We start from the raw sequence: 26119 nt of genomic DNA on the forward strand, positions 1-26119 counted from the left end.
TGTAGATTTATCCCATGATCAAAGCCTTTAAAAGATTATTCGCACTCCTTGCCGGAGTACTGGTGATATTTGGTGCGATTAAGACTGCCTTTAATTGGCTAGCTCGTTCTGAAAATGATGAGTATGAGGTGTGGAGTGACGACGAAGAGCGAGAAGACGCGTAGTTGAGCACTGAATATCTGCCAGGTAGTTGCAATATCGGTCCACAGGAAATCAGAAGTAGACAGATGGTTGCCCTCTTTGGCGCTGTAATTACCGTCATTACCGCCTTAACTTTGATATCAACTGATCAAAGTAAATCAGCACGGTTGTCTATTTTTCTACCTGCTGCAATTTTTTCAATTGGTTTCATCCAATCTCGAAGTAAATTCTGCCTTGCTTATGGACTGGCTGGAACATTTAACCTAGGCAAATTGGGCCAGGTTTCTAAAGTAGCGTCGTTACAGGATCGCAAAGCTGATCGCAAAACCGCAGTACTTATTTTATTGAAATCACTTGCTCTGGCCGCTGTAATTACTGCCGTTTTTTATGCTTTGCCGCTATAAATCTTCATAACTTGAGGGCAGTTCACCAACATTTAAGAACTTAAGGTATTGATCAGTAATCTCCTCTGGCTTACCAGATGCCAGCATCTTGCCTTTATGCATCCAAATTGCATGATCACATAACTCATTCAACGAAGATAATGCGTGGGAAACTATTAATATAGTTCTGGCCTCATCGCACAATTGGCGCATACGGTTAAAAGATTTTTCTTTAAAGGCAGCATCTCCAGCGGAAAGTGCCTCATCAAGAAGCAAAATATCTGGCGTCATATTTACTGCAACTGCAAAAGCCACCCTGCTATACATTCCATTGCTATAGGTCCGCACCGGCATATCGATAAAACCTTCCGGCAAATCAGCAAATTCAGCAATTGCATCAGCTTGGCCTTCGATTTCGGCTTTACTCATCCCAGCTGCAAGTCCGCCCAAAATAATATTATCTCGGCCAGATAATGCTTTATTAAAACCTACTCCAAGTGCTAGCAAGGTTGAGATCCGACCATTAACAGTTATTTGTCCAGAAGTTGGTGGCAAGATGCCAGCAATTGAACGCATCAACGTTGATTTTCCAGCGCCATTTGCTCCCACAATTCCCAGCACAGAGCCGTGTGGAATATCTAAACTTAAGTTTTTCACAGCTTCAACGGTTCTAGTTCTAACCCGTTCACCCCTGCTGGCACGCATAATCGCATTTTTTAAAGTTTTTTTCGACTCTACATTTATCTTATAACTTATAGATAAATCTTTAATTCGAATTGCCAAATCTTTTGGCAGTGAAATATCAGTACTAGATGCGGACAGCAAATTCACGCTCCCTTGAAATAAAGAAATAACTTCCCATTAAAAATGCAAATACTGCCCAAAATATGCAGCCAAGTAATTGAAAGGGGGTTGGAGGCAGCCCATCAATCCAAATTCTTGAATTAGCGGAAAGTATGGGACCAAGTGGGTTGATATAAAGAATTACTCGATACCAGCCATTTAACATATCTGGTTGCCATAATACTGGGGAGGCGTAGAGCCAGATTCGCATGATGTATGAGAGCAGCTTTGTGGTATCTCGGAAGTAAACATTCATTGTGGCAAACAATAAGGAGAGCCCAAAACTGGTTATTACCAACAATACAAACAAAAATGGCAGTAGTAGGTAATTCCAATTAAGTCCTGGCAACTGAGTATTATCAAGGAGTAACTTCCCAACCAATACAATTAAAATATAAATTGGAATTGTTGGTAGAAATTGCCTCGCCGCACTGATCGCACTGGAAAGTGGCAATAGTGACCTTGGAAATGCTTGATTTAAAATAAGACTGCCACCTGAGGTGATAGATGCAGCTCCGAGCAGAATGCAATTTTGGGCAAAGTAGAAAGTAAATAATCCGATTAAAATATGGCACAAAGTAATGAAGCCATTTCCTTGGCCCCGACCCCCTTGAATGATTGTCACCAACAAGTAGTAAATAACCGCCAAAAATAACGGATTTAAAACTAACCAAACCTTGCCTAGCTTTGATTCCAGATATTCAGCTTTATCAGAGAATTTTGATAGCTCAGTTGCAAACTCTCGCCTGCGCCAAAACTCTTTAAAGTAGGGCTTTAATGGTGGCAAAGCTGAGTGGTAAGGCTTAAATACTTGGATCTTATTAATACCCTCGATCATGAGGGTTATTCTGCCACCTTTGATTTAGAACTGACGAAAAGACTTGCAATAGTTGTTATAAGTAAAGTTCCAATGATGACTAGCAGCGAGAATTGTGTGGAAATTTCTGGAATTTCAACACCAAATATTTTATGGATATCTCCACCATGTAGGGCTTCAACAATTAGCTTTACCCCGATGAAGCCCAAAATAACTGCTAGGCCTTTGGTTAAGTAAATCAATTTATCCATCAAGCCACCCAATAAAAAGTAGAGCTGACGAAGACCCATCAGTGCAAAAGCATTGGCGGTAAAGACAATATAAGGATCTTTAGTTAAGCCAAATATTGCAGGAATAGAATCAAGGGCAAAAACCAGATCAGTAAATGCAATTGCCACCAGTACAATCATCATCGGTGAGGCACCTTTGTTTCTAAACCAAGTAATTAGTTTTCCCTCTTTCCACTCTTTTTCACCAGATTCACTTACCAACTTATAAGCGGTGTAGAGCAAGAAAGCGCCAAATATGTAAAAAACCCAGGAGTATCTTGAGATTGCAGCGCTGCCTAGAGCAATAAATATGCCGCGAAGCACCAATGCCATAATGATTCCAATCAGAAGCACCAATTGCTGCTTTGTCTTATCAATCTTAAATCTTGCTAAAATCAAAATAAAAATAAACAAGTTATCAACTGAGAGTGAGTACTCAGTAATCCAACCGGCGAAAAACTCACCACGCGCCTGGGTGGTGCTCCATTCACCCAACGAGTAACCAAAAATAATTGCTGCGCTTACATAAAAAATAGTCCAGGCTGCTGCCTCTTTCATAGAGGTTTCCTTATTTCGCCTGATGATGGCTAAGGCGAGGTCAAAGAGTAGAACTGCTAAAAGTCCAGCGATTGTTACTTGCCAGACAGTTGCACTCATTTAATTAAAGACCTTCCCTGGATTTAAAATATTATTTGGATCTAAGGTTTTCTTGATTGAACGCATAATACTAACCGCTTCAGCACCAGTTTCTGCGACTAATGCCGATATCTTTCCTGAGCCAATGCCATGTTCACCAGTGCAGGTGCCACCCATAGCAATCATCTTCATAGTTAGCTCATGGGTAATGTGACGAACATCCTCTAACTCCTCAGGTTTTTCTGGGTCAGTAACGATAAAACAATGAAAGTTTGCATCTGCCACATGTCCTAATATTGAAAATGGATAAGGGTGTTTACTAAGTACCTGTTCGGCAACTGTTACCGCCTGCGCAAGTTTAGAAAGTGGTACAGCCGCATCAGTGCTTACCGCTCGTTTACCAGGATTTGCTGCGATTCCCGCCCAGTATGCGTTATGTCGTGCTTGCCATAATTTCCGTCTTGCGCCCTCATCTGTACTCCACGCAAACTCAGAGCCACCAAACTCCTCCACAATATTTTTCACAGATTGCGCATCCTCTGCTACTCCTTGCGGTGAGCCATGAAATTCAAAGAATAAGGTTGGCACCTCTGCTAATGACAAGCCATCATGTGAGTTAACATTTTTAATGCACTTGGCATCTAAAAACTCACATCTTGCAATTGAGATCCCAGATCTGACAATTGCAGTAGCCGCAGTTACTCCATCTGAAAGGGTTTTAAACTGTACTGTGGCAGCGGCCATCTTCTCTGGAATACCAAAGACTCGAAGAGTTAACTCAGTTATTACCGCCAAGGTTCCCTCGGAGCCAACAAGTAATCTGGTTAAGTCATAGCCAGCTGATAATTTTCTAGTTTCGCGGCCAGTTTTAATTATGGTGCCATCTGCCATTACCGCAGTCAGAGCCAATACGTTATCTCGCATCGAGCCATATCTAACAGTTGTGGTACCGGCAGCCCCAGTTGCTGCCATGCCCCCGAGGGTTGCATCGGCTCCTGGATCAACTGAGAAAAATAGGCCAAAGTTGGCTAGCTTTTCATTTAACGCAACCCTATGAACACCTGGTTGAACCCTTACCAACAAATCATCTGCCCGAACATCAATAATCTTGTTCATCTGAGTTAGATCAAGTGAAATACCACCAAATAGGGGGAGCACATGGCCTTCCAGCGATGAGCCAGCACCGAAGGCAACTACTGGAATCTTTTGTTGATTGCAGTAAGCCAAAACCTTAGAAACTTCCTCTGTGCTTTGTGGCATCACTACAGCTGATGGATTAACTGGTGGAATAGCAGATTCATCTCTGCCATGTTGTGCCAACACAGTTTCATTTGTTGAAACTAAACCAGTTACTAAACTTTTTAAATGCTCAATTTGATCTGCGGATAGATCAACTCGCTTATTAAACATATGCAGATAATACTTGATTTCATAAACTTATTTAATCTCTTTAAAATCACATATTTTTACTATTTAAAGGTAAAAAACAATGTAAAACTCGCATGACTTTACGCATAAATTGCATATTGTTTTAATCCTGCTAAAGTGTACTTGTAAGAGCAGTTCTGATTAGGAGAGTGCACTACAAACTTTGGTCTTAACCTAGACCCGTTGCCAGTTCAAAAAGTATGAAAACCCAAACGCACCACCCCCAAACCTTTAGAGCCCTACCAACACATTCAAAACCACTTGATACCAATAGGTTGGCGGTTTTGTTTGAACAACAGATTGCTTTGTATAAATCAAACCTGCGCAGCTCCAGTGCTGAGTATGAGACCGCACTTAAATCAATTCCATTAGGTGCTCATTCAACCTTCCAATCATTTGATCCTTATCCCATCTCAATCGCCTCCGCTAAAGGTGCTTGGATGACTGATGTTGATGGTCGAAAGATGTTGGATCTTTCCATGGGCTTTGGCTCCATGTTGGCAGGGCACTTAAATCCAGAGGTAATTGCAGAGTTGAAAGCCACCTTAGATGTAGGCACTTTGTATACCGCACCATCTCCAGATTCAAGAGATGCGGCTGAACGGCTCTGTCGTCGATTCGGAATTGATCAAATTAGATTTACCAACTCTGGAACTGAGTCAACGATGTATGCAATCCGTACCGCTCGTGCCTACACCGGCAAAGAGGGGGTAGTAAAAGTTGAGGGTGGTTACCACGGAAGTGGTGATGCGGTGATGGTTTCAACTAAACCGCCACTTGATAAGGCAGGACCTGCTGATTCACCAAACTCGGTGATCGGAAATGCATCAGTACCAGGTGAGTCATATGTCGTGCCATTTAATAATATTCAAGCCCTTGAAAATGTCTTTGAAAAACATTACTCAACTATTGCTTGCTTTATTGTGGAGCCAGTCTTAGAAAATATCGGCATTGTTCTACCCGATGAAGGATATTTAGAGGCGGTTCGACAACTTTGTGATCAATACAAAATCATTTTGATTTTTGATGAGGTAAAGACTGGCTTGACTGCAGGCCCACAAGGAGCGGCGCAGCGATTGGGAATTACACCAGATTTAATTTGTATGGCTAAATCAATTGGTGGTGGCATTCCACTTGCAGCATTTGGTGGCAAAGAAGAGTTTATGCGACCAGTAACCGATGGCAGAATGCCACACCTTGGCACATTTAATGGCCATATTTTGGCGATGGCAGCAGTTAGAGCGGTTGATAAAATATTTACACCCACAGCACTGGCAAAGGCAGAGTCTTTAAATATTCAAGCACTCACACGGATTCAAGAGATGATCGATATTTATGAATTACCGGCACACACCGTTGGTTTTGGTGTTAAAGGGTGTGTTACTTGGTCTGATACACCAGTGCGTAACTATCGAGATTACAAAGCGACAAACTTTCAGGTGGCAGAGCTTTCATTTATTTGGTCACTAAATCATGGAATTATGACACCACCTGGATTAGATGAGCAGTGGCTAATTAGCTTGGCCCATGATCAAGCCGAAATTGATTTTATGGTTAATGATTTTAAAGAGTTAGCAAAAACCCTTCGCGGCTAACTTAGGTATTTTGCGGGAAACCTAAATTAATTCCACCATGGCTTGGGTCTAACCAACGACTGGTAACGACCTTGCCCCGGGTGAAGAAGTGAACACCCTCAGTTCCATGCGCATGTGAATCGCCAAATAAGGAGTTCTTCCAACCACCAAATGAGAAGTAAGCCATTGGCACTGGAATAGGCACATTGATACCAACCATTCCCACCTCAACCTCATTTTGGAATCGACGTGCTGCGCCACCATCGTTGGTAAAAATGGCTGTGCCATTTCCGTATTGATGATCATTTACCAACTTGAGTGCTTCGTCATAACTTTTTACCCGAATTACACTTAGCACTGGACCAAAAATTTCTTCTAGATAAATACTCATATTTGGCTTTACCTGATCAAACAGGGTTGGCCCTAACCAGAAGCCCTCAGAATCAACCTTTACATCTCTGCCATCAAAAACAATCTTGGCGCCTTCTTTTTCACCAGCTGCAATATAAGAAGCAACCTTGTCTCGATGTACTTTGGTAACAAGTGGTCCCATATCGGCACCTTTGGTGCCATCACCAGTCTTAATCTTTAAAGCTCGCTCTTTTATTTTTTCAATCAATTTATCGGCGATTGGCTCAACTGCCACAATTGCTGAAATTGCCATACATCGCTCACCGGCAGATCCAAAGCCAGCATTTATAGCAGCATCTGCTGCCAAATTAAGATCAGCATCAGGCAATACGATCATGTGGTTTTTCGCCCCACCTAAAGCTTGAACACGCTTGCCCGCTTTCGTCCCACTCTCATAAACATATTTTGCAATTGGGGTTGATCCCACAAATGAAACAGCCTTGATTCCTGGGTGAGTTAAAAGTGCATCAACCGCCACTTTATCGCCGTGAACAACATTAAATACCCCATCTGGTAATCCTGCCTGTTTGAGTAGTTGTGCAACCAACATAATTGCACTTGGATCTTTTTCAGATGGTTTAACAATTACGGTATTTCCGCAAGCAATTGCAATTGGGAAAAACCACATCGGCACCATTGCTGGAAAATTAAATGGGGATATGATCGCAACTGGTCCTAATGGCTGCCGGATTGAATAAACATCTACGCCGGTTGATACCTCCTCAGAGAATCCGCCTTTAAGTAGATGTGGAATTCCACAAGCAAACTCAACTACCTCAAGCCCACGTGTTACTTCACCAGAGGCATCACTTAATACTTTGCCATGCTCATTGGTAATTAGGGCAGCTAACTTTTCCTTATTTTGATTGACCAATTCTCTAAATGCAAATAAAACTTGAGTACGTTTTGTTAGGGAGCTATGTCGCCACTCGGTAAAGGCTTTGGTGGCCACCGTCACCGCTTGATCCACAGTTTGGTTGGTTGCAAAATTTACTTTGGCAGAGATCTCACCTGTTGCCGGGTTATAAACATCACCGGTGCGATCAGATTTCTCAGTTGAAACTGAGCCGTTAATCCAATGTGAGATTGATTCCATCTGCCCACAATACCCGAAGGATATTGGCCGGTGAAATCACTGATTCCTACCAAAATCAGAGCATAAGTGATTAGATTGGCTCATTAGTTGATTAGGAGTATGGTGAGTAATCTAGAAAACAATCCAGATAAGCAGGCGAAGGTATTTGCTGATGATCGTGCAAATGTATTTCACTCCTGGTCGGCGCAAGCTCAGATTTCACCAATGGTTGTTGCTGGTGGCGCCGGTTCCTATTTTTGGGATTTCACCGGCAAAAAATATCTAGATTTTTCCTGCCAATTAGTTTTCACCAATATTGGTCATCAACATCCAAAGGTAATCTCTGCGATTAAAGCGCAGGCTGATGTTTTGGCAACTGTGGCGCCACAACATGCAAATGAGGCAAGAAATCAAGCGGCAAAAGCAATTATTGAAGTAGCAAATGGAAATTTTCAGAAAGTTTTCTTTACCAATGCCGGCGCAGATGGTGTGGAAAATGCGGTCAGAATGGCAAGGCTGCATACAAATAAACATAAAATTTTATCTACCTATCGTTCCTATCACGGCAACACCGGCTCTGCGATTAATGCAACTGGGGATCCCAGAAGGTTTCCAAATGAGTTTGCATTTGGCCATGTGCACTTTTGGGGTCCATATCTTTATCGAAGTGCTTTTTGGGCAACCAATGAGGCTGAAGAGTGTCAGCGAGCATTAGAACATCTAGAGCAGACAATTATTTTTGAGGGACCAAAGACAATTGCAGCGGTACTGATCGAATCAGTTCCTGGAACCGCTGGTGTATTAGTACCACCTGCTGGATATCTAGATGGCTTGCGTGCATTATGCGATAAGTATGAAATCCTATGGATCGCAGATGAGGTTATGTCTGGCTTTGGTAGAACTGGTAAGTGGTTTGGCTTTCAGCACTCAAAATCAACTCCAGATTTAATTGTTTTTGCAAAAGGTGTTACCTCTGGATATGTGCCACTTGGTGGGGTAGTAATTCCAGAGAAAATAGCTAAAACATTTGATGAGCGAGTTTTTCCAGGCGGTCTTACCTACTCTGGCCATCCACTGGCTTGCGCAGCTGCAGTTGCCACAATTGAAACAATGAAGAGTGAGAAAATGGTTGAAAATGCAGCAAGTATTGGCGAGAAAATTCTGGGACCTGGATTAGATAATTTGGCTAAAAAACATCAAGTTATGGGAGATATTCGCGGTGCTGGAGTTTTCTGGGGGATAGATATGGTTTCAGATCAAAAGAGTCGCCAACCACTTGCACCATACGGTGCATCTAGTCCAAAGATGAATGAGATCGTGGCAACTTGTAAGAAGAATGGCTTGATGCCATTTAATAACTTCAACCGTATTCACATGGTGCCACCTTGCAATATCTCAGAAAGTGATGCAAAACTTGGCTTAGAGTTACTCTCGAAATCACTAACAGAGGTTGGTTTGTAGCCTTAAGTAAGTATTTCTACTAGTAATCCACAATTTAAGTTTCTGCAGTTTTTTAGTATGCATTTTTCTTTATAGTTCCCAAACGCAAAGAAATTTGGAGCTATATGAATATAACCATGCAGGTGATACGGGTGAATCTCTTTTTAAAATCAAAGCTGGCAAAGCTGATTAAAGGTCAGAGCCGAGCAGATGTACCAGGGTGGGTATTAGTAGTACTTATGACAACAGCTTTAGTTACCGGCATCTGGTCAATTGCCGCACCAAAACTGACCACAATCTTGCGCAACTCATTAGATGCAATGGGCGGTATCAGGTAGTTGCGCAAGCACTTATTCGCCCAAAGCAGGGGATCAGTTGAGTCATTTCTAACCATAATTCCACAGGTTTTTGTTTTTTTGGTGATGTTTCAACTGGTCTTTATGCAATTTAACCTGATGTCAGATACCCATTTGTCACAAGGTGAGGTTTCAAAGATCGCTATCTCTGGTGGAAATAATCAGTATGAACGATATCCACTGCTAGGTGGGGGTTCAGTTTTAGTAAGAAGTAAGGTGGTAAGTATTAGAAAGTTTTTAGATTTTAACCACTTATCATTTAAGAAAGTTACCTCAATTGCAGTTGATGAAGATGAAAGTAATTAAATACCTCAACTCAAGCTCAAGTGGATCAGCGGTGGCAGAGTTCTTAATTTTCACCTTGCCATTTTTTACTGCATTTCTATTATTGATCACCAGTATTCAATTCAAATCTATGGCTATGGCTGAGAGCAGTAATTTGGCTCGGCAGGTGATCAGGGCGTTTATTACCAGCCCCAATGAGCAGTTGGCTCAGCAGCGCGCATTCCAAGTGGTTGAGATTTACAAATCAAAGCAATCGGATTCAGCCCAATTAGCCCGGCCAATTACAGTTGAGATTACCTGCAGTGACCATCCATGTTTTAAGGCTGGGAATTTAGTTACTGCCACTATCACTATTGGTAGAGATCAAAAATCTTCAGCAACTGAGTATGTAGATCTATGGCGATAAACTCTAAAATAATTAAGGGAATTGTACTTGGCCAAAGCCGTGGTTCATTAATGGCATTATCTTTTGGCTTCTACTTATTAGCAATGACATTGGCATTTATTTCAATCAATGTTGCATCGGCATACAATATAAAGAAAGAGTTGACTAATATTGCAGAGGGTGCGATAAATAAATCTGCACAATCAATCAATATCTTGGCTTACTACGCAGAGCTAAATAGATTTAACTCCAACAAACAAGTACCAATAGATTGTGTAGTTGCAAATATTAAGTTTCATAATTTGATTGCCAACGCACGCTTATCTGACAAGCAAATACTGGTAGAAGATTTTAATTGCTCACTATATGAAGTTTGGGCGCAGGTTTCCATTACTGGCAAATTGCCAGTTGATCTCACCTTTCTTCATCTTGATCAGTTAAATACTCTGACAATTCGAAGTAAGGTTGGCGCGAGTTCGGTATACATGCCTAATTAGATTACCCTTGCCCCATGGCGGTGCGAGATTATCAAGGTGAGATAAGCAAAATTGATCTCACCCTTAAATCAATTGAACAGGTATTAAACCTGCCCAAATTGGTGGCAACTGCTGCAGATTTAGAGCACCAAGCCTCTGTGCCAAATCTTTGGGATGACCCACAAGCTGCGCAGGTAATCACCAGTAAATTATCCAGGGCGCAATCAACGATAAATAAAATCAGTGGAATTAGATCTAGATTAGATGATCTGCCAGTGATGGTTGAGTTAGCAAATAGTGAGGGTGATAAAGCAGCTGCCTTTAAAGATATTGATAAAGAGCTAGATAATCTCATTCAAGTTATTAATGATTTAGAGGTGCAAACATTATTAAGTGGTGAGTATGACGAGCGGGATGCGTTGATGACTATCAGATCTGAGGCTGGTGGAGTTGAGGCGGCTGATTGGGCGCAGATGTTAATGCGGATGTACTTAAGGTTTTGCGAACGAAACAATTACAAGGTTGAGGTGCTAGAAACCTCCTACGCTGAAGAGGCAGGGATTAAATCAACCACATTTCGTATTTCATCCCCTTACGCTTACGGCAGATTATCGGTAGAGCAGGGAACCCATCGCTTGGTTCGAATATCTCCATTTGATTCTCAATCACGTCGGCACACATCATTTGCTGGCGTGGAGGTAGTACCTGTGGTGGAGCAAAGTGATCATATTGAGATTGATGAAAAAGATTTAAGGGTTGATGTCTATCGTTCATCAGGTCCTGGTGGCCAAGGTGTTAATACCACCGACTCTGCTGTGCGTATTACCCACACTCCATCTGGGATTGTGGTCTCCTGCCAAAATGAAAGATCTCAAATTCAAAATCGGGCAACTGCAATGGCGGTATTGCAATCAAAATTATTGGAGCGACGAAGGTTGGCAGAACGGGCCAAGATGGATGCACTCAAAGGTGACAACACTGGCTCTTGGGGAAATCAAATGCGCTCTTATGTATTGGCGCCATACCAAATGGTAAAAGATTTGCGCACAGATTATGAGGTTGGTAATCCATCAGCTGTGCTAGATGGTGATTTAGATGGATTTATTGAGGCGGGTATTAAATGGCGCAAGGGGCGGGAGTAATCTCACATATAAGCGTTGATTCTCAGTATTAATTGTGGAAAATTACCGCTAAATCACCAAAGATCTCTGATTACTTATCTAAACTAGGATCAGATTAGGTTGATTTACTAATGAGAGGTTTTGATTTTGATTCGTTTTGAGAATGTAACCAAACTCTATCCCAAACAGGAAAAGCCAGCCTTAAATGCGGTAAACCTTGAAATAAATAAGGGCGAGTTTGTTTTCTTGGTTGGTCTATCTGGCTCTGGAAAATCAACCTTTCTAAGATTAGTTTTGCGGGAGGAACGTCCAACAGCTGGGGTAATTCATGTGGCTGGTAAGGAGTTAAACACTCTGGCCAACCATAAAGTGCCAGAGTTACGACGTCAGGTGGGAACTGTATTTCAAGATTTCAGGTTACTGCCAAATAAAACCGTTTCTGAAAATGTCGCTTTCACCTTGCATGTCCTTGGCTATCCAAATAAACAAATTAGCCGAGAGGTGCCAGAGGTATTGGAGTTGGTTGGGCTTGAGGAAAAAGGTGATCGCAAACCAAGTGAATTATCAGGTGGTGAGCAGCAACGAGTGGCGATTGCTAGGGCCTATGTTTCTCGGCCAACAATTTTGATTGCAGATGAACCAACTGGAAATCTAGATCCTGCCACCTCGGTTGGGATTATGAAATTACTAGATCGGATCAACCGTGAGGGAACCACGGTAGTGATGGCAACCCATGATGCTGGAATTGTTGATCAAATGCGAAAGCGAGTAATTGAGTTGGAGGGTGGCTCGGTAATTCGAGACCAAGTCCGTGGTGTCTATGGCTATACCGGTTAATTTCAAGATGGGAAAGATAGGGTTAGAAAATGCGCGCTAAATTCGTAATGAGTGAGGTGGGCATTGGCCTGCGCCGAAATCTAACTATGACCTTTGCAGTGGTAATTACGGTAGCAATCTCATTGTCATTACTTGGTGTTGGCTTACTTGCCAACTCGCAGGTACGGGTAATGAAGGATTACTGGTATGACAAGATAGAGGTTTCAATATTTCTATGTGGCTCACTCTCTGAAGGTTCATCTTGCGCCAAGGGAGTAATTACCCAAGAGCAAAAAATAGGAATTCAACGAGATCTCCAAGCACTTCCTGTCGTGCAAGAAGTTTTCTATGAATCACAATCTGAAGCATTTAAACGTTTTCAAGAGAGATTTGAAGGATCAGCGATTGCGCAAAATGTCACACCTGATCAGCTACCAGAATCTTTTAGGGTAAAACTTAAAGATCCCACAAAGTTTGCGGTAATAGAAAGCGCCTTTGCCGGCCGTCCTGGTGTTGATATTGTGCAGGACCAACAAGCGATCTTAGAAAAATTCTTTAGATTACTTGGAGTACTAAGAAATGGTGCCTTGGCAATTGGCGCCGCATCAGTACTTACCGCAGCTTTATTGATTAGTAACACCCTGCGCCTAGCCGCCTTTAACCGCAGAAGGGAGACTGGGGTAATGAAATTAGTAGGTGCCTCTAGTTTTTCTATCCAACTTCCATTTTTATTAGAGGGCGTATTTGCCGCCTTATTTGGTTGGGTATTTTCAGTTGGCGTATTAGCTGGCTTTAAAGCGGTGGTTGATTCTAGGGTGGCACCACTTTTGACATTTACCAATTACTTCACCTGGCAGGATGTTTGGGTGGCATCTGCTTGGTTGCTGCTTACTGGATTAGTAGTCTCATCAATTGCCTCAGTAATTACCCTTCGTAAATATTTAAAGGTGTAACACCAGCGCTTAAATAAGAATTGGGGGCTTACTTATGGTCAAGGAGTTAGGCAGAAAAGTAATTGCCCAAAACAAAAGCGCTCGCCATGATTATTTTATTGAAGAGGTCTATGAGTGCGGGCTGGTATTAACTGGCACTGAGGTCAAATCTTTAAGAGCTGGCCGTGCCTCATTAACAGATGGTTATGCGATGGCTAGAGATGGCGAGATCTGGGTAAGTGGCATTCATATTCCTGAGTACAACCAAGGCTCTTGGACCAACCACACCCCACGTAGGGATCGAAAGCTGTTGCTTAATCGCCGGGAGATTGCGCAGATTATTGGCGTGATCAAACAAGGTGGATTGACATTGATCCCACTCTCACTTTACTTCAAAGATGGCAAGGCAAAGGTTGAGATTGCAGTTGCTAAGGGTAAGAAGGCACATGACAAGCGAAATACATTGATGGAGCAACAGATGACCCGTGAGGTTAATCGAGAGTTATCACGGCGTAAATCTGGCAAAAGTACGGCTACAAGTAAGCGCAAAAAATCAGATGCTGATTACGATTAGTAGCGCAATTAACAGTATTTAAAGATTGCCTGTAAAATAACTCCTTCAAACAACTAAATATAGAAATATAAATTCGCTTTAATCTTGGGGGTGAACGGTCTCGACTTTAGTCGTTACTTCAAGGCAAGCGGGCCGAGGAAGCCGTGATGATCTCGTTAACCACAAAAACATGGCAAATTATAAGCGCAAGTAAAACTGCCGCTGATTATCAACTAGCTGCCTAAGCTAGCTCTGTTATCCGTTACCCGAAGTTTGTTCTCGCCTTCGGATCTAACGTCGCTAGAGGACTTACCCCTAACCGTGTTACGGAGGTTAATGGGGACATAAATCTGTAACTGAGTCCGCAAACTACTTGTGCATGTGAGAGTTTGGACTGAGAAAGCGTTAATTGCACTACGCCCGTAGAAACTTTGAAATAGTGCTAGAGGACCCGGGTTCGATTCCCGGCACCTCCACCATTTATTTTTTTGGAATTACTTTTATTATTCGATAGATCGCAGTAGCAGCAGTAATGACTCCAAAGCTGCCCATGATTCTTGCACCAATTGAATTAACGCTAACAACTAGGGCAATTCCGAAAAATACTGCTATTAGTGCAATTAAAAATGCAAGGACCTTAATTACGGCAAGTGGTAGCAATCTTTGTGGCAAAAAAGTAAGTGCCAATGAGATTGGCCCACCTAAAACAGTTAACGAGATAATCAAAGTAGCAAGCAGTGCTAGTGATTCCATGGATTAAGAGTATCTGATCTATATCTCTGCATAAATAGCAAAAGGGCCAAGAATTTCTCTTAGCCCTTTTGCTTACCTAATCTGAGAATGACTAACTCGCTAAAAATATAGCACAGATGATTTTTTAATTTAAGATCTTAAAACTACCAACAGTAGTTATTTAGCTGTTACCCAGAACCTTCAGTATTTCCAGCCTCAGCTGCTGTGACATCATTAATCTGATACTTACTTATAGCTTTCTTCACCTTACGCTTACTTACCAATCCCTCTTTATGTAGTTGAGATAGCGCTGCAACTGCAATGGACTCAGCATCAACTTTAAAGTGACGACGAAGTGCGCCACGGGTATCGGATAAGCCAAAGCCATCTGTGCCAAGTGAGTAGAAAGGTTGCTTAACCCATGGGGCTATTTGATCTTGAACCGATCTCATAAAATCACTGACTGCAATTACTGGGCCAGATTCCTTCTTTAATTTCTTAGTAATAAAGGCACTTACTTTCTTATCTGGATTTAATAGATTATGTCGATCAACTGCTAGCCCATCACGGCGCAGCTCATTCCAAGAGGTGACGGAGTAAATAGTTGCTGCAATCCCAAAATCATCATTTAGTAGTTTTTGTGCTTTGATCGCCCAATTAACCGCAACTCCAGAGGCAAGGAGTGCTACCTTCTTACGTCGCCATCTAAGTGGTTTCTTAAGTAGATAAATACCTTTTAATAAACCCTCTACATCAAGATTATCTGGCTGGGCTGGCTGCACATACGGCTCGTTATAAACAGTTAGGTAGTAGTAAACATTCTCACTGTTTTCACCATACATTCTCTTTAGACCATCTTTAACAATATGGCCTAACTCATAACCAAATGCTGGGTCATAGGAGATAACAGCTGGATTAGTTGAGGCCAGCAATATTGAATGACCATCCTCATGCTGTAAGCCCTCACCATTTAGTGTGGTTCGCCCTGCGGTTGCACCCAAGACAAAACCTCTTACTAATTGATCACTTGCCGCCCAAAATGAATCACCAGTGCGTTGGAAGCCAAACATGGAGTAGAAAATATAAATCGGAATCATCGGTTCATTATGGGTTGAGTAGGAGGAGCCAACTGCAGTGAAGGAGGCAACTGAGCCCGCCTCATTAATTCCTTCATGCAAGATCACACCCTCTTTGGATTCTTTATAAGAGAGCATCAATTCACGATCAACCGCGGTGTATCCCTGACCTTGCGGTGAGTAAATTTTAAGTGTTGGAAATAAAGAATCCATACCAAAGGTCCTTGCCTCATCTGGAATGATCGGCACAAATCGCTTACCGATTCCTGGATCTTTGAGTAAATCTTTTAATAATCTAACAAATGCCATAGTGGTGGCAACCTCTTGGGCGCCAGAGCCTCGTTTTACCGATTCATAACTTTCATCTTTTGGCTGTGGCAATGGTTTGGAAACTGATCTCCTAGCTGGCAAAAAGCCACCTAACTCTTTGCGCCGATCCATCATGTACTGGTACTCAGGTGAATCAATGCCTGGGTGACAGTAAGGCGGCAACTTGGCATCAATCTCTTCATCCTTTAACGGTATAAATAAGCGATCTCTAAAGTTCTTTAAATCCTCCAACGTCATCTTCTTCATCTGGTGGGTGGAGTTTCTTGCCTCAAAATGTGAACCTAAAGTCCAGCCCTTAATAGTCTTTGCCAAAATTACGGTAGGCCTGCCATTGTGTTCAGTAGCTGCTTTATACGCAGCGTATAGTTTTTGATAATCATGGCCACCACGTTTTAGATTCCAAATCTCTTCATCACTCCAAGATGAGACCATCGCAGCAGTTCTTGGATCTCTACCAAAGAAATTCTCTCTTACAAATGCGCCATTCTCTGATTTAAAGGTTTGAAAATCCCCATCAGGGGTCTTGTTCATCAAATCAACTAGGGCGCCCTCGCGATCTGCAGTTAAGAGTGGATCCCACTCCCTGCCCCAAACAACTTTGATTACATTCCAACCTGCTCCACCAAATACAGATTCCAACTCTTGAATAATCTTGCCATTACCCCGGACCGGTCCATCTAATCTTTGAAGATTACAATTAACTACAAAGGTTAAGTTATCTAAACCTTCTCGCGCAGCTAATGAGATAGCGCTTAATGTCTCTGGCTCATCAATCTCACCATCTCCTAAAAATGCCCAAACATTTTGATCACTAGTATCTTTAAAGCCGCGGGCGTGTAAATAACGATTAAATCTTGCTTGATAAATTGCATTAATTGGACCAATACCCATGGAAACAGTTGGAAACTCCCAAAAATTTGGCATCAACCTTGGATGTGGATAGGAAGATAATCCGCCACCATCATGTGATAACTCTTGGCGGAAACCATCTAATTGCTTTTGGGTAAGGCGGCCTTCCATAAATGCTCTGGCATACATGCCAGGGGATGCATGTCCTTGGAAAAATATTTGATCCCCACCACCTGCATGCTCTTTGCCACGGAAGAAGTGATTAAAACCAACCTCATATAAAGATGCACTAGATGCGTAGGTTGAAATATGTCCGCCAACACCAACACCAGGTCGTTGCGCACGATGCACCATCACCGCTGCGTTCCATCTAATAAATGCCCGGATGCGTCGCTCTAAATACTCATCCCCGGGAAAAGTTGGCTCAAGTGCTGGTGGAATTGTGTTTATGTAATCAGTGGTACGAAGTCCTGAGACACCAACATTTTTTTCATTTGCTCGTTGTAGTAATGAAAGCATCAAGTAACGAGCTCTGACAGGACCCGCGTTTTTTAAGACTGCATCAAAGGATTGTTGCCACTCGGCGCTCTCATTTGGATCGGTATCAACTAATTGGTCCACCAAGTGGTCTGGGGCCTTAAAGTTTTCACTCACTCCCTTATTCTCTCTCCTAAAGGGGGGTTTGGTCATATTTAAATGGGTAGATAGGCGTGATCTGGCTTAATTTTGGGTGAATGAGCAATTACGAGTTGCACCTTGCGCCAAAGTTGGGTGGACTACTCCTAATGAACTCAGCACTGGCACCTGATGCCACCGTTGAACGGCTTGGCATAAAAGCAGATCAACTAATTCTTGAGGTTGGTTTTGACCAATCAGATTGTGATCAAACAATACGTGCTGCAATTAATGCAAAGAGTGGCAATCAATTTTTAGATGCCACAGCGCAAGAGGTTGTCGATGCGGTAATTCTTTGGTGGCGAGATGGTGATGGTGATTTAGTAGATGAGTTAGTAGATGCCCTTACATATCTAAGTGAGGATGGTCCAATCTGGCTCTTCACACCAAAGGTTGGCAGGGCTGGGTATGTTGAAGCAAGTGATATTCAAGATGCCGCCCCCACCGCAGGACTTTCTCAAACCACCTCCTTTCCAGCTTGTGCAGATTGGTCTGCCACCAGATTAGTTGCTCGTCACGCTGGCAGCAATAAAAAGAAAAGTAAGTAAGTACCCTACTAACGAAGGAGATAGATAGATGGCGCTCGCAATAGGAAATGCTGCCCCAGATTTTGAATTAGTAAACCAACATGGTGAGAAGATCTCACTCTCATCCTTTAAGGGCAAGAAAAATGTAGTGCTAGTTTTTTATCCATTTGCCTTCTCCGGCATCTGCACAGGTGAGCTTTGCGCATTACGTGATGATCTATCAGCCTTTCAAAATGATAATGTTGAATTAATGGCGATCTCATGTGATCCGATGTATGCAAATAAAGTATTTGCTGAGCAAGAAGGATATAAATTCCAAGTACTCTCTGATTTTTGGCCACATGGTGAAGCCACTAAGGCTTATGGCATATTTGAAGAGAGTAGAGGTTGTGCTAAACGCGGCACATATATCATCGGTAAAGATGGCAATTTAAAGTGGCAAATTGTTAATGGCCTTGGTGATGCTCGAAATCTTGTTGAATATAAGGCAGCACTTTCAGCCTTATAAGCAGAGATAATTGGGAGTAATACTGATCTACTAGTAATATTCCCACTCTCACCGGGTGGTTAGCTCAGTGGTAGAGCGCCTCGTTTACACCGAGGATGTCGGGGGTTCGAAACCCTCACCGCCCACAGTTAATAAATTAAGATTTAGTTATTTCTACTGTATCTCCAGAGTCATCTGATTTAGTAACTTTAACCGTTATGCCCTCAGTGGTTACAGATTCACCGAGTGCTCTTGGTGCCTTTAAATAACGAGGATCACTGCTTACATCAGATGGAAATACCCTTACCGGACCTTGACCAGATTGAATTGACGAGTCAACTACATAAACTAACGCTCCGGATTTTGCGATGTTTTTATCTATGCCGATTGCTCTTCTACTTTCAATTACAACAGCCTTAGTTCTAGAAATTGGAATAACAACCGCTTTAACTCCACCAGAAGTTTGAACTGGTGAGATTAATTCAGTCGATTTTGCATCCTTTAAACACTTAATTTGTGAGTCATTAATCCAGCCTAAATTCCACCTTTCAAAAGCAAACAGACTTGGTGCATTACTTTCATAACTACTGAAACCCATATAACTAAACTCGCCAGTGTATCTAAAGCCATCGTAGCGATTAGCCGAGTTACTTTGAGTAAATGCGTATAGATCTACTAATCCTAAGGTGTGAGTGACCTCGTGGTTTAACCAGATAGATTTCCAATTGTTTAGATCATAGGCTGATGTAGCACCATTAGAGATATATTTACCATCAAGAGTTATGCCATTTTTTCTAATTGCTGCAAACGCAGGTCCTGAATTTCCAATCCCAGTCGAATCTGGATTCGCTAAAATAATTAGGCTATCGGTTTTACTGAAGTCGATATCAACATCAGCTAACTTTGCTGCCTCAGTGATGTACTCTCGATGTTTAATAAATGTCCAACCACCTGCAACGTAATCAGTTGACTTTTTACTCATGCGATACCACTTTAACTGTGGCTTGAATGTATAACTTAACTTTCCATAAGACATCTCATTAAATACATCAGCAGATGGTGATATTCGAGCAAAGGCATCAGTAGGCGTCATACTTGCTGGTGAATCTGGAAAATCAACCATCACAACGGTGGATATCACACCTCCAGTTGATTTTAATCTTTCATCAATCCGTGGCCAGCCACCGATCGACACATCACCACGACCGTCAGCAACCGGCAATTTGCAGTCAGCTAATAAATCAACTGCGACTACTGCGCTAACTCCCTTATCCCAAACTAACTTTTTTCCAGACTTTATGCAGGTAAATGTCTTTGCGCCAACTACAGATTTACTTCCCACCTTTGTGCACTTTGCACCGGCCTTAGCTACGGCATGAGAGGTGGAGAGTTGCGATGAAAGTAGAAGGGGTGTAATCACTAGTAAGGCAATAAGGCGGATCCCCATGAATTAAGCCTAATTGAATCGAGCATTGTGAAATAGGGCTAGATATAAGAATTCACTCTTTCTTACTTCAGATTTCTCGTGTAAGTTAACTTATTATGACCCGACAATCTAAAAGTCGGGGAAGTACCCGAAAAAAGCGGAGTAAAACCCTCACCGCCCACACAGCACGCATAGTCACTTACTTTGGTAATTAATTTCAGGATGTAAGTCAGCAAAAACCTTTAAGGAAATAACTCCTATTTCACTAGTTCTATCGGCCTAATTCTTTTTTGCTAACGAAGCGATGAACAACAACGCCAATAAGTAAAAAGATGCCCCGTTTAGTGCTTCACCAGGCGGTGTTCCCGTCGAAGTTACACTCATCATCTGCCCGGCAATAAAACGCATAACTGGATCAAGGGCAAGAGTTAACAAAATCAATGGAGTTAATCCTGGATAACGGAAAAACAATACAAATAGAAGCACTGCAAGAATAAGTTGTATTGCCCCCCATTGGTGAAATATCGCAATTATGTTATCTCCGCCTGCAACGGATGTATCAATGCCAGCAATACTCTGAGCACCGCCATCTGCTGCAAAGAGGTGAATGCAACTGCGCACCACCATTACTAACATATAGATGGCTGTGACTATACGAATTGCTCGAAAACCCTCAAAACTTGTGGGGTTGTTTGGAAGTAGTTTTTTGAAATCAAACTTCATAAATTAATTATAAACCTAAATTACCAAGTTGGACATTAGTGCCATACATTTTCACAGCTAGTCCTTTACTGCTTAGTGATACTGATTTTACTTTAAGCCCTTTAGGGGGCGTAAGGCTGCGTTGGCTCTTACTTTTGATCTGAGTCTGAAGATCTGCTGGCAATGATGAAGCGGGAATCTCATTACCGAAAAGTGAAACACTTTTAAGTTCAAAATAGAGTTGATTATTTGAGTACTTTGGAATCAGACTTGCTTTACCCATTCCACCAGCTCCGGCTGCAACCTGCAAGGTATTACCCACAATCTGTGCATCACCGAACTCCGATGCCTTTGCAATAGTTGATACAGGAATTGTGGCAGTTATTTCTAAAGAGCCAATAAGTGTTGGCTTGGACTTACTGATATTTCCTGCTGAAATTTTTATTGAAGAATCTGTATTGCTTTCCTTTAAAGGATATTTTTCTATATCGATATTAGCTAACTTGATTGAATCTGAAGTTATATTACTTGCTATATCAGTTAGTGGAATAGATGCGCTAACCCCAGAAGCATTTGGCATCTCTCGCTTTACGCCTGAAGCAATCTGAGATGAAATGTATTTTTCAAGACCAAACACTCCAGCGAAAATGGATAAAACTAGTATTGATGTGGCGATTATTTTTATTTTCATCAGCGGAACTTAACAGTGCAAACTGATAAATTTAATGGATTTGGTGTTAATAGCCTGTGAATTTGGATAGAAAATAATGTCGCCTATATCTGACCTATATCCGTTCAATATCTAGTAAATGTCAGACCAATTGACTAATATGGGTGCTAAGTCAAGAAAAAGTAAATATATGAAATGGATGAATGAGGAAAATCAGACGAAACCCTCACCGCCCACATAGAAAAATAACAAGGAGCAAAATGAAGCCAGCCAAGATCGCAGATTATGGAATAACTGAAGAGTTTGGTTATTTGCCATCTTATGAACCTGCCCAATCACTTTCTGCTGGCAATGAGGAGTGGGATCAGTTTGGTAAGGATCTTCCTAAGTTATTAATGAGCACAAACTTTAGAGCAAAGGTTAAAGCACTACCTAAATTTAATATTGACAAGTTAAAAGGTGATGCTGAGATTCAAAGAGCGATGCTGGTTTTAAGTTATATCGGACAGTCATATCAATGGAGTGAGAACACCCCAGCCACTGTAATGCCAGCAAACTTAGCTCTTCCTTGGTATGAGGTTGGTAAGTTAGTAGGACGGCCACCGATTCTTTCTTATCAAAGTTATGCCTCAGATAATTGGCGCCGCTTTGATAAATCTGGCCCAATTGAGTGCGGCAATATTGGCTTGGCCCAATGTTTCTTAGGCGGGCAAGATGAAGAGTGGTTTATTTTAATTCACATCGATATTGAGAAAAAAGCTGGTAAATCACTTAAAGCAATTGAAGATGCACAGGCTGCTGTAGCTTCAAATGATGCTGATCAGTTAGAGGCATCACTTACAAAACTACGTGATGCATTAGCTTCGATGTATCAAGTATTGGGCAGAATGCCAGAAAGATGTGATCCATATATTTACTTCCACCGAGTTCGTCCATATATCTTCGGTTGGCGCAATAACCCATCATTGCCAGATGGTGTGGTCTATGAAGGAGTGGATGAGTACAAAGGAGTAGGGCAAAAGTTTAGGGGAGAGACCGGAGCGCAGAGTGCGATTATTCCAGCGATGGATGGTGTCCTTGGAATTGAACATGAGCGAGATGAATTACGTGAGTATTTAATGGAGATGAGAACTTATATGCCACCAAAGCATGTGGCATTTATCCAAGCGGTAGAAGCTGGTCCATCTGTTCGCAACTTTGTCACAACTACTAAGCGCACATCTTTAACCTCAGTATTTAATGAGTGTGTTGAGTTAGTAGCTAGTTTTAGAGCAATGCATCTTGAGTATGCCGGCACATATATTCACGCTCAAGCACAAGCAACACCTGGTAATCCATCTGCAGTAGGAACTGGTGGCACACCATTTATGACCTACCTGCGCAAGCACAGAGATGAGACAAAGAAGCAAACCATCTCTTAAATCACCAAGCAGGTACGCTTTGTTAATGCTCACTAGGTTTGCCAAAATCTTTTCTGCCAGCTCATCCCTTACTAAATTAAATGATATTTCAAAGGGTGAGCGGGTTGTAAAAAGTAAAACCCTTCAGTTCTACTCCGCTAATCGAAATATTGGTAATTATCTACCGGTGCTAGCAATTCATCAGATGTTAGATCAAGAGTTAGATACCTGGAATATCCATAAATCCCCAGTTGATTGGGAGTTTGTTCATAAAAACTATGATCAGGTAATTGTTGGTGGCGCAGGGTTATTGCACTCAGTCTTTGAAAAGTTTTGGGTTGATCTAGATAAGAACTGCAAGTTGCCAATCATTATCTGGGGAATTGGGGTGTGCCTACCTGATAATGATTCAGTTAAAGGTGTGCCAAAGGCAGTTGTGCAATCAGTATTTAATAGAACAACTTTTGCAAATGTAAGGGATGAGTTAACTCGGGATTTTTACGATCTAAAATCTGAGATCTCCATAACCGCCTGTCCCACCTTGGTCTATGTGGCCAATAAATTTAAGGTGGCACCAAAGAGTGATGTTGGAAAGAGGATCTTGCATAGCTCACATGTGGATTTAGAGCCAACTGGTGCAGCTGGTGAGATAGAGAGAGTAATCAAAGAGTCAGGTTTTGATTACAACTTTACGGATAATATCGAGAGCACAAAAAATCCATTGAAGAAGAACTTAAAGATGTATCAAGATTGCGATTATGTAGTTACCACCCGATTACATGGCGCCATCATCGCCTACGCCTTTAATCGACCATATATTGCAATCTCATTTGATCCAAAAATTGCAGCCTTTAATAAGTTATATCGCGGCGGGATATGTATTACTGAGCTCTCGCAATTACCAACGGCAATAAGAAGTGATCAATTTAAGGTATCTAGGGATTACAAAGCCGAGCTTGCAAAGATTAAGCAGTTTGGTGCGCAGATTAAGGCTGCAATCACCAGGTAGAAAGGGTGGGCAAAGATCAGTAAACTCATCCTTTGTAATACAACTAAAAAAGTAAAGATTTAAACAATTAAAACAGGGGGTGCATTGTGCAGGCATCTACCGAGCAGCAAGGCCTAATTTTAGAACTTCAGCTCCTAGATAATGAAATTATGCAGGCAAATACCAAACTTAAATCCTTACCTGAAATAGAACAATTACTTCATATTGAAAAAAGAGTTACCGCCGCCAATGATGAGCTATCAGTAGTAAAAACGGAATCTGATCAAATTGCACTTGAGCTTCGCCGTGGTGAGGTTGATGTTGAAACTGTTACAGATCGTATTAAAAAAGATGAGGCCAGATTATCCTCCGGCAATGCCACCCCAAAGGAGTTAGAGCAACTCCAACATGAGGTGGAAACCTTAAAAAAGCGCCAAGAGTCATTGGAGGAGATTGAGCTAGAGATCATGATTAGAAATGACGCAGTTATTGCTCGTACTAATACTTTAAGTACTGATCTAGCCTCTCTTCAAACCTTAAAGGATGAGATTTCAGGCCGATTACAAAGTGCAACCGATGAAATAAATAAGGTAATTGCAGATAAAAATACAGCACGTAATGCAGTTGCTGGCAAAATTGAAAAAGCATTGTTAGATCTTTATGAAAAGATTAGAGGAAATGGTGGTGGAGTTGGCGCTGCAGCCTTAGTTGGTAATAAATGCAACGGCTGTAATCTGGCAATTAACGCAGTTGAGATGGATCGAATTAAATCCTTAGCCAAAGATGAATTACTTAGATGTGAAGAGTGCCGGCGGATATTGGTAAGAATTTAAATGCCAAGACATTTTATAATTACCGCAGATGGTGGCAGTAGAGGAAATCCAGGCAAAGCAGCCTATGGCGCAGTGGTTTATGAAAATGATCAAATCCTTAAAGAGGTTGGTGCATCAATTGGAATTGCTTCAAATAATGTGGCTGAGTATGAAGGTTTAATTGCAGGACTTAAGGCGGCTAATGAGATTGATCCAGCAGCCACAATATTGGTGAAGATGGATTCAAAGTTAGTTGTTGAGCAGATGAGTGGAAGATGGAAGGTAAAGCATCCAAATATGCAAAAGCTGGCAAAACAAGCCTTTGCTACCCATGATCCAAAACTTGTCTCATATCAGTGGATTCCCCGCGAGGAGAACTCACATGCAGATTCAATACTTAATGATGTATTAGATAGCGGAATGTAAGCATTTCCTTCTTAAAAATATCTTCGGTATCATTAGCACTGAAGAGTCGTCTGGATCATCGCGTTATGAAAATACCGAGGAAAGTCCGGACTCCAAAGAGTGAGGTGATGGCTAACGGCCATCCAGGGAAACCTGCGGGATTAGTGCCACAGAAAATAAACCGCCATTAGCAATAATGGTAAGGATGAAACGGTGGTGTAAGAGACCACCAGCATTTACGGCAACGTATATGGCTAGGTAAACCCCACCTGGAGCAAGACCAGATTGTTGGCATTTGAGAGCTACTCGCTCGAGTCAACGGGTAGGTTGCTTGAATCTGTAAGCAATTACAGATCTAGATGGATGATGATCTCTCGCAAGAGAACAGGATCCGGCTTATAGGGCGACTCTTCTTCCAATTAGGTGGGCGTAGGTTAAAACTGCGCTCACCTTTCTGCATATTCGTTGTACAAGTTGTTACATAACCTGTCGCAGATTTAGATGTTTTTATGGGGAATCGATGGGCAGATATGGGCAGATTTTGACTACAAACCACTTCTTGGTGTTTAGTATTGTCGATGATAACTCCTTGAAAGGTACAAAAGCACATGCTTATTTACAGTTCAATCGTTGAGAAATTGGTACGTAAAACATTTCTTGCCGTCCAAAATCACAATTATGAAGAAGTGTTAAAGGGTGTGTCCTCTACCAACCTCACCCATCGTTTTGCAGGTCCTAACTCACTGGGTGGCATCCGACATGACAAAGAAGCTATGAGTCGATGGTTCAAGCGAGTAGGGACTGTGCTGCCAAATCTTAAGTTTGAGGTTACAAGTGTTTTAGTTCAAGGAGGGCCATGGAACACAACAGTTATTGCCCGATGGGTAGCAACCTGCAATCTTGAAAATGGAGAACCTTACGTAAATCCTGGAATCCATGTAATCAAACTGCGCTGGGGCAAGGCATATGACTTCGATGTTTATGAAGATACTTTTGCGGTTACAGCAGGGCTAGAGAAACAAGCAAAGTCGGGTATTGCAGAAGCTAGTGCTCCCCAAATTGTGAGCTAATCTGAACTTTTCCGGCTTATAGGCCGACT

At 41.9% G+C, this 26119-nt stretch carries 29 protein-coding genes, 1 tRNA gene and 2 other RNA genes; 22 read left to right on the forward strand and 10 right to left on the reverse strand.

Annotated elements, in window-relative coordinates; all coding sequences use genetic code 11:
• Window positions 1-14 precede the first annotated feature (14 nt).
• Window positions 15-164, forward strand: coding sequence for a hypothetical protein (locus tag B1s21160_RS06320; protein WP_190276954.1), 150 nt, complete (start codon window positions 15-17; stop codon window positions 162-164).
• Entirely contained in the window at window positions 165-545 is a 381-nt protein-coding gene (locus B1s21160_RS01265) for a hypothetical protein (protein WP_095672073.1), read from the forward strand.
• Here the strand turns inward: B1s21160_RS01265 and B1s21160_RS01270 are convergent.
• Genes B1s21160_RS01270 through B1s21160_RS01285 form a run of 4 tightly spaced genes read right to left on the reverse strand, consistent with a single transcriptional unit; the run spans window position 540 to window position 4499 of the window.
• Complete coding sequence (locus tag B1s21160_RS01270) at window positions 540-1349, reverse strand: ABC transporter ATP-binding protein (RefSeq protein ID WP_095672881.1); 810 nt, start codon at window positions 1347-1349, stop codon at window positions 540-542. The genes B1s21160_RS01265 and B1s21160_RS01270 overlap by 6 nt on opposite strands.
• Window positions 1333-2205 (reverse strand): ABC transporter permease, encoded by an 873-nt coding sequence (locus B1s21160_RS01275; RefSeq protein WP_095672074.1) that lies wholly within the window; start codon window positions 2203-2205, stop codon window positions 1333-1335. The genes B1s21160_RS01270 and B1s21160_RS01275 overlap by 17 nt, the downstream gene beginning before the upstream one ends.
• A 5-nt stretch (window positions 2206-2210) precedes the next feature.
• Entirely contained in the window at window positions 2211-3110 is a 900-nt protein-coding gene (locus B1s21160_RS01280; protein ID WP_095672075.1) for a TerC family protein, read from the reverse strand.
• Window positions 3111-4499 carry an FAD-binding oxidoreductase gene (locus B1s21160_RS01285; RefSeq protein WP_095672076.1) on the reverse strand — a complete coding sequence of 463 codons (1389 nt, stop codon included), beginning with the start codon at window positions 4497-4499 and terminating at the stop codon, window positions 3111-3113.
• Window positions 4500-4717: 218 nt separating this feature from the next.
• Between B1s21160_RS01285 and B1s21160_RS01290 the strand changes: the two genes are divergently transcribed.
• Window positions 4718-6112, forward strand: coding sequence for an aspartate aminotransferase family protein (locus B1s21160_RS01290; RefSeq protein WP_095672077.1), 1395 nt, complete (start codon window positions 4718-4720; stop codon window positions 6110-6112).
• A 1-nt stretch (window position 6113) separates the two neighbouring features.
• Here B1s21160_RS01290 and B1s21160_RS01295 read toward each other — a convergent pair whose 3' ends face one another.
• Window positions 6114-7598 (reverse strand): CoA-acylating methylmalonate-semialdehyde dehydrogenase, encoded by a 1485-nt coding sequence (locus B1s21160_RS01295; RefSeq protein ID WP_095672078.1) that lies wholly within the window; start codon window positions 7596-7598, stop codon window positions 6114-6116.
• A 102-nt stretch (window positions 7599-7700) separates the two neighbouring features.
• Between B1s21160_RS01295 and B1s21160_RS01300 the strand changes: the two genes are divergently transcribed.
• From B1s21160_RS01300 to ssrA, 10 genes are all read left to right on the forward strand, one after another.
• Window positions 7701-9038 carry an aspartate aminotransferase family protein gene (locus tag B1s21160_RS01300; RefSeq protein WP_095672882.1) on the forward strand — a complete coding sequence of 446 codons (1338 nt, stop codon included), beginning with the start codon at window positions 7701-7703 and terminating at the stop codon, window positions 9036-9038.
• Between the two features lie 131 nt (window positions 9039-9169).
• The gene (locus tag B1s21160_RS01305) at window positions 9170-9355 is read left to right on the forward strand and encodes a hypothetical protein (RefSeq protein ID WP_223297967.1); all 186 of its coding nucleotides are present in this window, start codon (window positions 9170-9172) and stop codon (window positions 9353-9355) included.
• A 117-nt stretch (window positions 9356-9472) separates the two neighbouring features.
• Window positions 9473-9679: a hypothetical protein gene (locus tag B1s21160_RS06410; protein WP_223297968.1), complete on the forward strand. Its 207-nt coding sequence runs from the start codon at window positions 9473-9475 to the stop codon at window positions 9677-9679.
• A complete protein-coding gene (locus tag B1s21160_RS01315) occupies window positions 9666-10064 on the forward strand; it encodes a hypothetical protein (protein WP_095672080.1) in 399 nt (132 codons plus the stop codon). The genes B1s21160_RS06410 and B1s21160_RS01315 overlap by 14 nt, the downstream gene beginning before the upstream one ends.
• Window positions 10055-10540: a hypothetical protein gene (locus tag B1s21160_RS01320; protein WP_095672081.1), complete on the forward strand. Its 486-nt coding sequence runs from the start codon at window positions 10055-10057 to the stop codon at window positions 10538-10540. Before B1s21160_RS01315 ends, B1s21160_RS01320 begins: the two co-directional genes overlap by 10 nt.
• A gap of 14 nt (window positions 10541-10554) precedes the next feature.
• Entirely contained in the window at window positions 10555-11661 is a 1107-nt protein-coding gene (gene prfB, locus B1s21160_RS01325) for a peptide chain release factor 2 (RefSeq protein WP_095672082.1), read from the forward strand.
• Between the two features lie 126 nt (window positions 11662-11787).
• Complete coding sequence (gene ftsE / locus B1s21160_RS01330; RefSeq protein ID WP_095672884.1) at window positions 11788-12477, forward strand: cell division ATP-binding protein FtsE; 690 nt, start codon at window positions 11788-11790, stop codon at window positions 12475-12477.
• A 29-nt stretch (window positions 12478-12506) separates the two neighbouring features.
• Window positions 12507-13409: a permease-like cell division protein FtsX gene (gene ftsX, locus B1s21160_RS01335; RefSeq protein WP_095672083.1), complete on the forward strand. Its 903-nt coding sequence runs from the start codon at window positions 12507-12509 to the stop codon at window positions 13407-13409.
• 34 nt (window positions 13410-13443) lie between these two features.
• Window positions 13444-13962, forward strand: coding sequence for an SsrA-binding protein SmpB (gene smpB / locus B1s21160_RS01340; RefSeq protein ID WP_095672084.1), 519 nt, complete (start codon window positions 13444-13446; stop codon window positions 13960-13962).
• Between the two features lie 86 nt (window positions 13963-14048).
• Window positions 14049-14420, forward strand: a transfer-messenger RNA (tmRNA) gene (gene ssrA, locus B1s21160_RS01345).
• Window position 14421: 1 nt separating this feature from the next.
• On the opposite strand, the gene B1s21160_RS01350 is transcribed toward ssrA, so the two are convergent.
• Complete coding sequence (locus tag B1s21160_RS01350) at window positions 14422-14694, reverse strand: phosphatase (RefSeq protein WP_095672085.1); 273 nt, start codon at window positions 14692-14694, stop codon at window positions 14422-14424.
• 167 nt (window positions 14695-14861) lie between these two features.
• Complete coding sequence (aceE, locus tag B1s21160_RS01355) at window positions 14862-17618, reverse strand: pyruvate dehydrogenase (acetyl-transferring), homodimeric type (RefSeq protein WP_420021828.1); 2757 nt, start codon at window positions 17616-17618, stop codon at window positions 14862-14864.
• 95 nt (window positions 17619-17713) lie between these two features.
• On the opposite strand from aceE, the gene B1s21160_RS01360 reads away from it, so the two are divergent.
• The 3 genes from B1s21160_RS01360 to B1s21160_RS01370 all read left to right on the forward strand — a co-directional run bounded on the left by B1s21160_RS01360 (window position 17714) and on the right by B1s21160_RS01370 (window position 18763).
• Window positions 17714-18151, forward strand: coding sequence for a DUF3052 domain-containing protein (locus B1s21160_RS01360; protein ID WP_095672885.1), 438 nt, complete (start codon window positions 17714-17716; stop codon window positions 18149-18151).
• Window positions 18152-18179: 28 nt separating this feature from the next.
• Window positions 18180-18638 (forward strand): peroxiredoxin, encoded by a 459-nt coding sequence (locus B1s21160_RS01365; protein ID WP_095672087.1) that lies wholly within the window; start codon window positions 18180-18182, stop codon window positions 18636-18638.
• 53 nt (window positions 18639-18691) lie between these two features.
• Window positions 18692-18763: transfer RNA gene (locus tag B1s21160_RS01370), tRNA-Val, on the forward strand.
• 11 nt (window positions 18764-18774) lie between these two features.
• Here B1s21160_RS01370 and B1s21160_RS01375 read toward each other — a convergent pair.
• The 3 genes from B1s21160_RS01375 to B1s21160_RS01385 all read right to left on the reverse strand — a co-directional run bounded on the left by B1s21160_RS01375 (window position 18775) and on the right by B1s21160_RS01385 (window position 21436).
• Window positions 18775-20064, reverse strand: a complete 1290-nt coding sequence (locus tag B1s21160_RS01375) for a metallopeptidase domain-containing protein (RefSeq protein ID WP_223297970.1) — start codon at window positions 20062-20064, stop codon at window positions 18775-18777.
• A 258-nt stretch (window positions 20065-20322) separates the two neighbouring features.
• Window positions 20323-20766, reverse strand: coding sequence for a hypothetical protein (locus tag B1s21160_RS01380; RefSeq protein WP_095672088.1), 444 nt, complete (start codon window positions 20764-20766; stop codon window positions 20323-20325).
• Window positions 20767-20773: 7 nt separating this feature from the next.
• On the reverse strand, window positions 20774-21436 hold the full coding sequence (locus tag B1s21160_RS01385; RefSeq protein WP_095672089.1) for a hypothetical protein: 663 nt from the start codon (window positions 21434-21436) through the stop codon (window positions 20774-20776).
• 239 nt (window positions 21437-21675) lie between these two features.
• Between B1s21160_RS01385 and B1s21160_RS01390 the strand changes: the two genes are divergently transcribed.
• The 6 genes from B1s21160_RS01390 to B1s21160_RS01415 all read left to right on the forward strand — a co-directional run bounded on the left by B1s21160_RS01390 (window position 21676) and on the right by B1s21160_RS01415 (window position 26090).
• On the forward strand, window positions 21676-22836 hold the full coding sequence (locus B1s21160_RS01390; RefSeq protein ID WP_095672090.1) for a PrnB family protein: 1161 nt from the start codon (window positions 21676-21678) through the stop codon (window positions 22834-22836).
• Window positions 22837-22861: 25 nt separating this feature from the next.
• Window positions 22862-23824, forward strand: coding sequence for a polysaccharide pyruvyl transferase family protein (locus B1s21160_RS01395; protein WP_190276957.1), 963 nt, complete (start codon window positions 22862-22864; stop codon window positions 23822-23824).
• Window positions 23825-23910: 86 nt separating this feature from the next.
• Entirely contained in the window at window positions 23911-24636 is a 726-nt protein-coding gene (locus tag B1s21160_RS01400) for a zinc ribbon domain-containing protein (protein WP_095672092.1), read from the forward strand.
• Window positions 24637-25041 carry a reverse transcriptase-like protein gene (locus B1s21160_RS01405; RefSeq protein WP_095672093.1) on the forward strand — a complete coding sequence of 135 codons (405 nt, stop codon included), beginning with the start codon at window positions 24637-24639 and terminating at the stop codon, window positions 25039-25041. It begins immediately after the preceding gene.
• Between the two features lie 42 nt (window positions 25042-25083).
• Window positions 25084-25435: RNase P RNA component class A (rnpB, locus tag B1s21160_RS01410), an RNA gene on the forward strand.
• 193 nt (window positions 25436-25628) lie between these two features.
• Entirely contained in the window at window positions 25629-26090 is a 462-nt protein-coding gene (locus tag B1s21160_RS01415; protein WP_095672094.1) for a nuclear transport factor 2 family protein, read from the forward strand.
• Window positions 26091-26119 lie beyond the last annotated feature (29 nt).

It is taken from the genome of Candidatus Nanopelagicus hibericus (genome assembly GCF_002288005.1).
In the GTDB taxonomy this organism is placed as follows: Bacteria; Actinomycetota; Actinomycetes; order Nanopelagicales; family Nanopelagicaceae; genus Nanopelagicus; species Nanopelagicus hibericus.

Bases quoted from the DNA above. Each gene is read 5' to 3' on its own strand.
- B1s21160_RS06320 (WP_190276954.1), top strand. From the start codon at position 15: ATGATCAAAGCCTTTAAAAGATTATTCGCACTCCTTGCCGGAGTACTG.
- B1s21160_RS01275 (WP_095672074.1), bottom strand. From the start codon at position 2,205: ATGATCGAGGGTATTAATAAGATCCAAGTATTTAAGCCTTACCACTCA.
- B1s21160_RS01280 (WP_095672075.1), bottom strand. From the start codon at position 3,110: ATGAGTGCAACTGTCTGGCAAGTAACAATCGCTGGACTTTTAGCAGTT.
- B1s21160_RS01285 (WP_095672076.1), bottom strand. From the start codon at position 4,499: ATGTTTAATAAGCGAGTTGATCTATCCGCAGATCAAATTGAGCATTTA.
- B1s21160_RS01290 (WP_095672077.1), top strand. From the start codon at position 4,718: ATGAAAACCCAAACGCACCACCCCCAAACCTTTAGAGCCCTACCAACA.
- B1s21160_RS01295 (WP_095672078.1), bottom strand. From the start codon at position 7,598: ATGGAATCAATCTCACATTGGATTAACGGCTCAGTTTCAACTGAGAAA.
- B1s21160_RS06410 (WP_223297968.1), top strand. From the start codon at position 9,473: ATGTCAGATACCCATTTGTCACAAGGTGAGGTTTCAAAGATCGCTATC.
- B1s21160_RS01315 (WP_095672080.1), top strand. From the start codon at position 9,666: ATGAAAGTAATTAAATACCTCAACTCAAGCTCAAGTGGATCAGCGGTG.
- B1s21160_RS01320 (WP_095672081.1), top strand. From the start codon at position 10,055: ATGGCGATAAACTCTAAAATAATTAAGGGAATTGTACTTGGCCAAAGC.
- prfB (WP_095672082.1), top strand. From the start codon at position 10,555: ATGGCGGTGCGAGATTATCAAGGTGAGATAAGCAAAATTGATCTCACC.
- ftsX (WP_095672083.1), top strand. From the start codon at position 12,507: ATGCGCGCTAAATTCGTAATGAGTGAGGTGGGCATTGGCCTGCGCCGA.
- smpB (WP_095672084.1), top strand. From the start codon at position 13,444: ATGGTCAAGGAGTTAGGCAGAAAAGTAATTGCCCAAAACAAAAGCGCT.
- B1s21160_RS01350 (WP_095672085.1), bottom strand. From the start codon at position 14,694: ATGGAATCACTAGCACTGCTTGCTACTTTGATTATCTCGTTAACTGTT.
- aceE (WP_420021828.1), bottom strand. From the start codon at position 17,618: ATGACCAAACCCCCCTTTAGGAGAGAGAATAAGGGAGTGAGTGAAAAC.
- B1s21160_RS01360 (WP_095672885.1), top strand. From the start codon at position 17,714: ATGAACTCAGCACTGGCACCTGATGCCACCGTTGAACGGCTTGGCATA.
- B1s21160_RS01365 (WP_095672087.1), top strand. From the start codon at position 18,180: ATGGCGCTCGCAATAGGAAATGCTGCCCCAGATTTTGAATTAGTAAAC.
- B1s21160_RS01375 (WP_223297970.1), bottom strand. From the start codon at position 20,064: ATGGGGATCCGCCTTATTGCCTTACTAGTGATTACACCCCTTCTACTT.
- B1s21160_RS01380 (WP_095672088.1), bottom strand. From the start codon at position 20,766: ATGAAGTTTGATTTCAAAAAACTACTTCCAAACAACCCCACAAGTTTT.
- B1s21160_RS01385 (WP_095672089.1), bottom strand. From the start codon at position 21,436: ATGAAAATAAAAATAATCGCCACATCAATACTAGTTTTATCCATTTTC.
- B1s21160_RS01390 (WP_095672090.1), top strand. From the start codon at position 21,676: ATGAAGCCAGCCAAGATCGCAGATTATGGAATAACTGAAGAGTTTGGT.
- B1s21160_RS01395 (WP_190276957.1), top strand. From the start codon at position 22,862: ATGCTCACTAGGTTTGCCAAAATCTTTTCTGCCAGCTCATCCCTTACT.
- B1s21160_RS01405 (WP_095672093.1), top strand. From the start codon at position 24,637: ATGCCAAGACATTTTATAATTACCGCAGATGGTGGCAGTAGAGGAAAT.
- B1s21160_RS01415 (WP_095672094.1), top strand. From the start codon at position 25,629: ATGCTTATTTACAGTTCAATCGTTGAGAAATTGGTACGTAAAACATTT.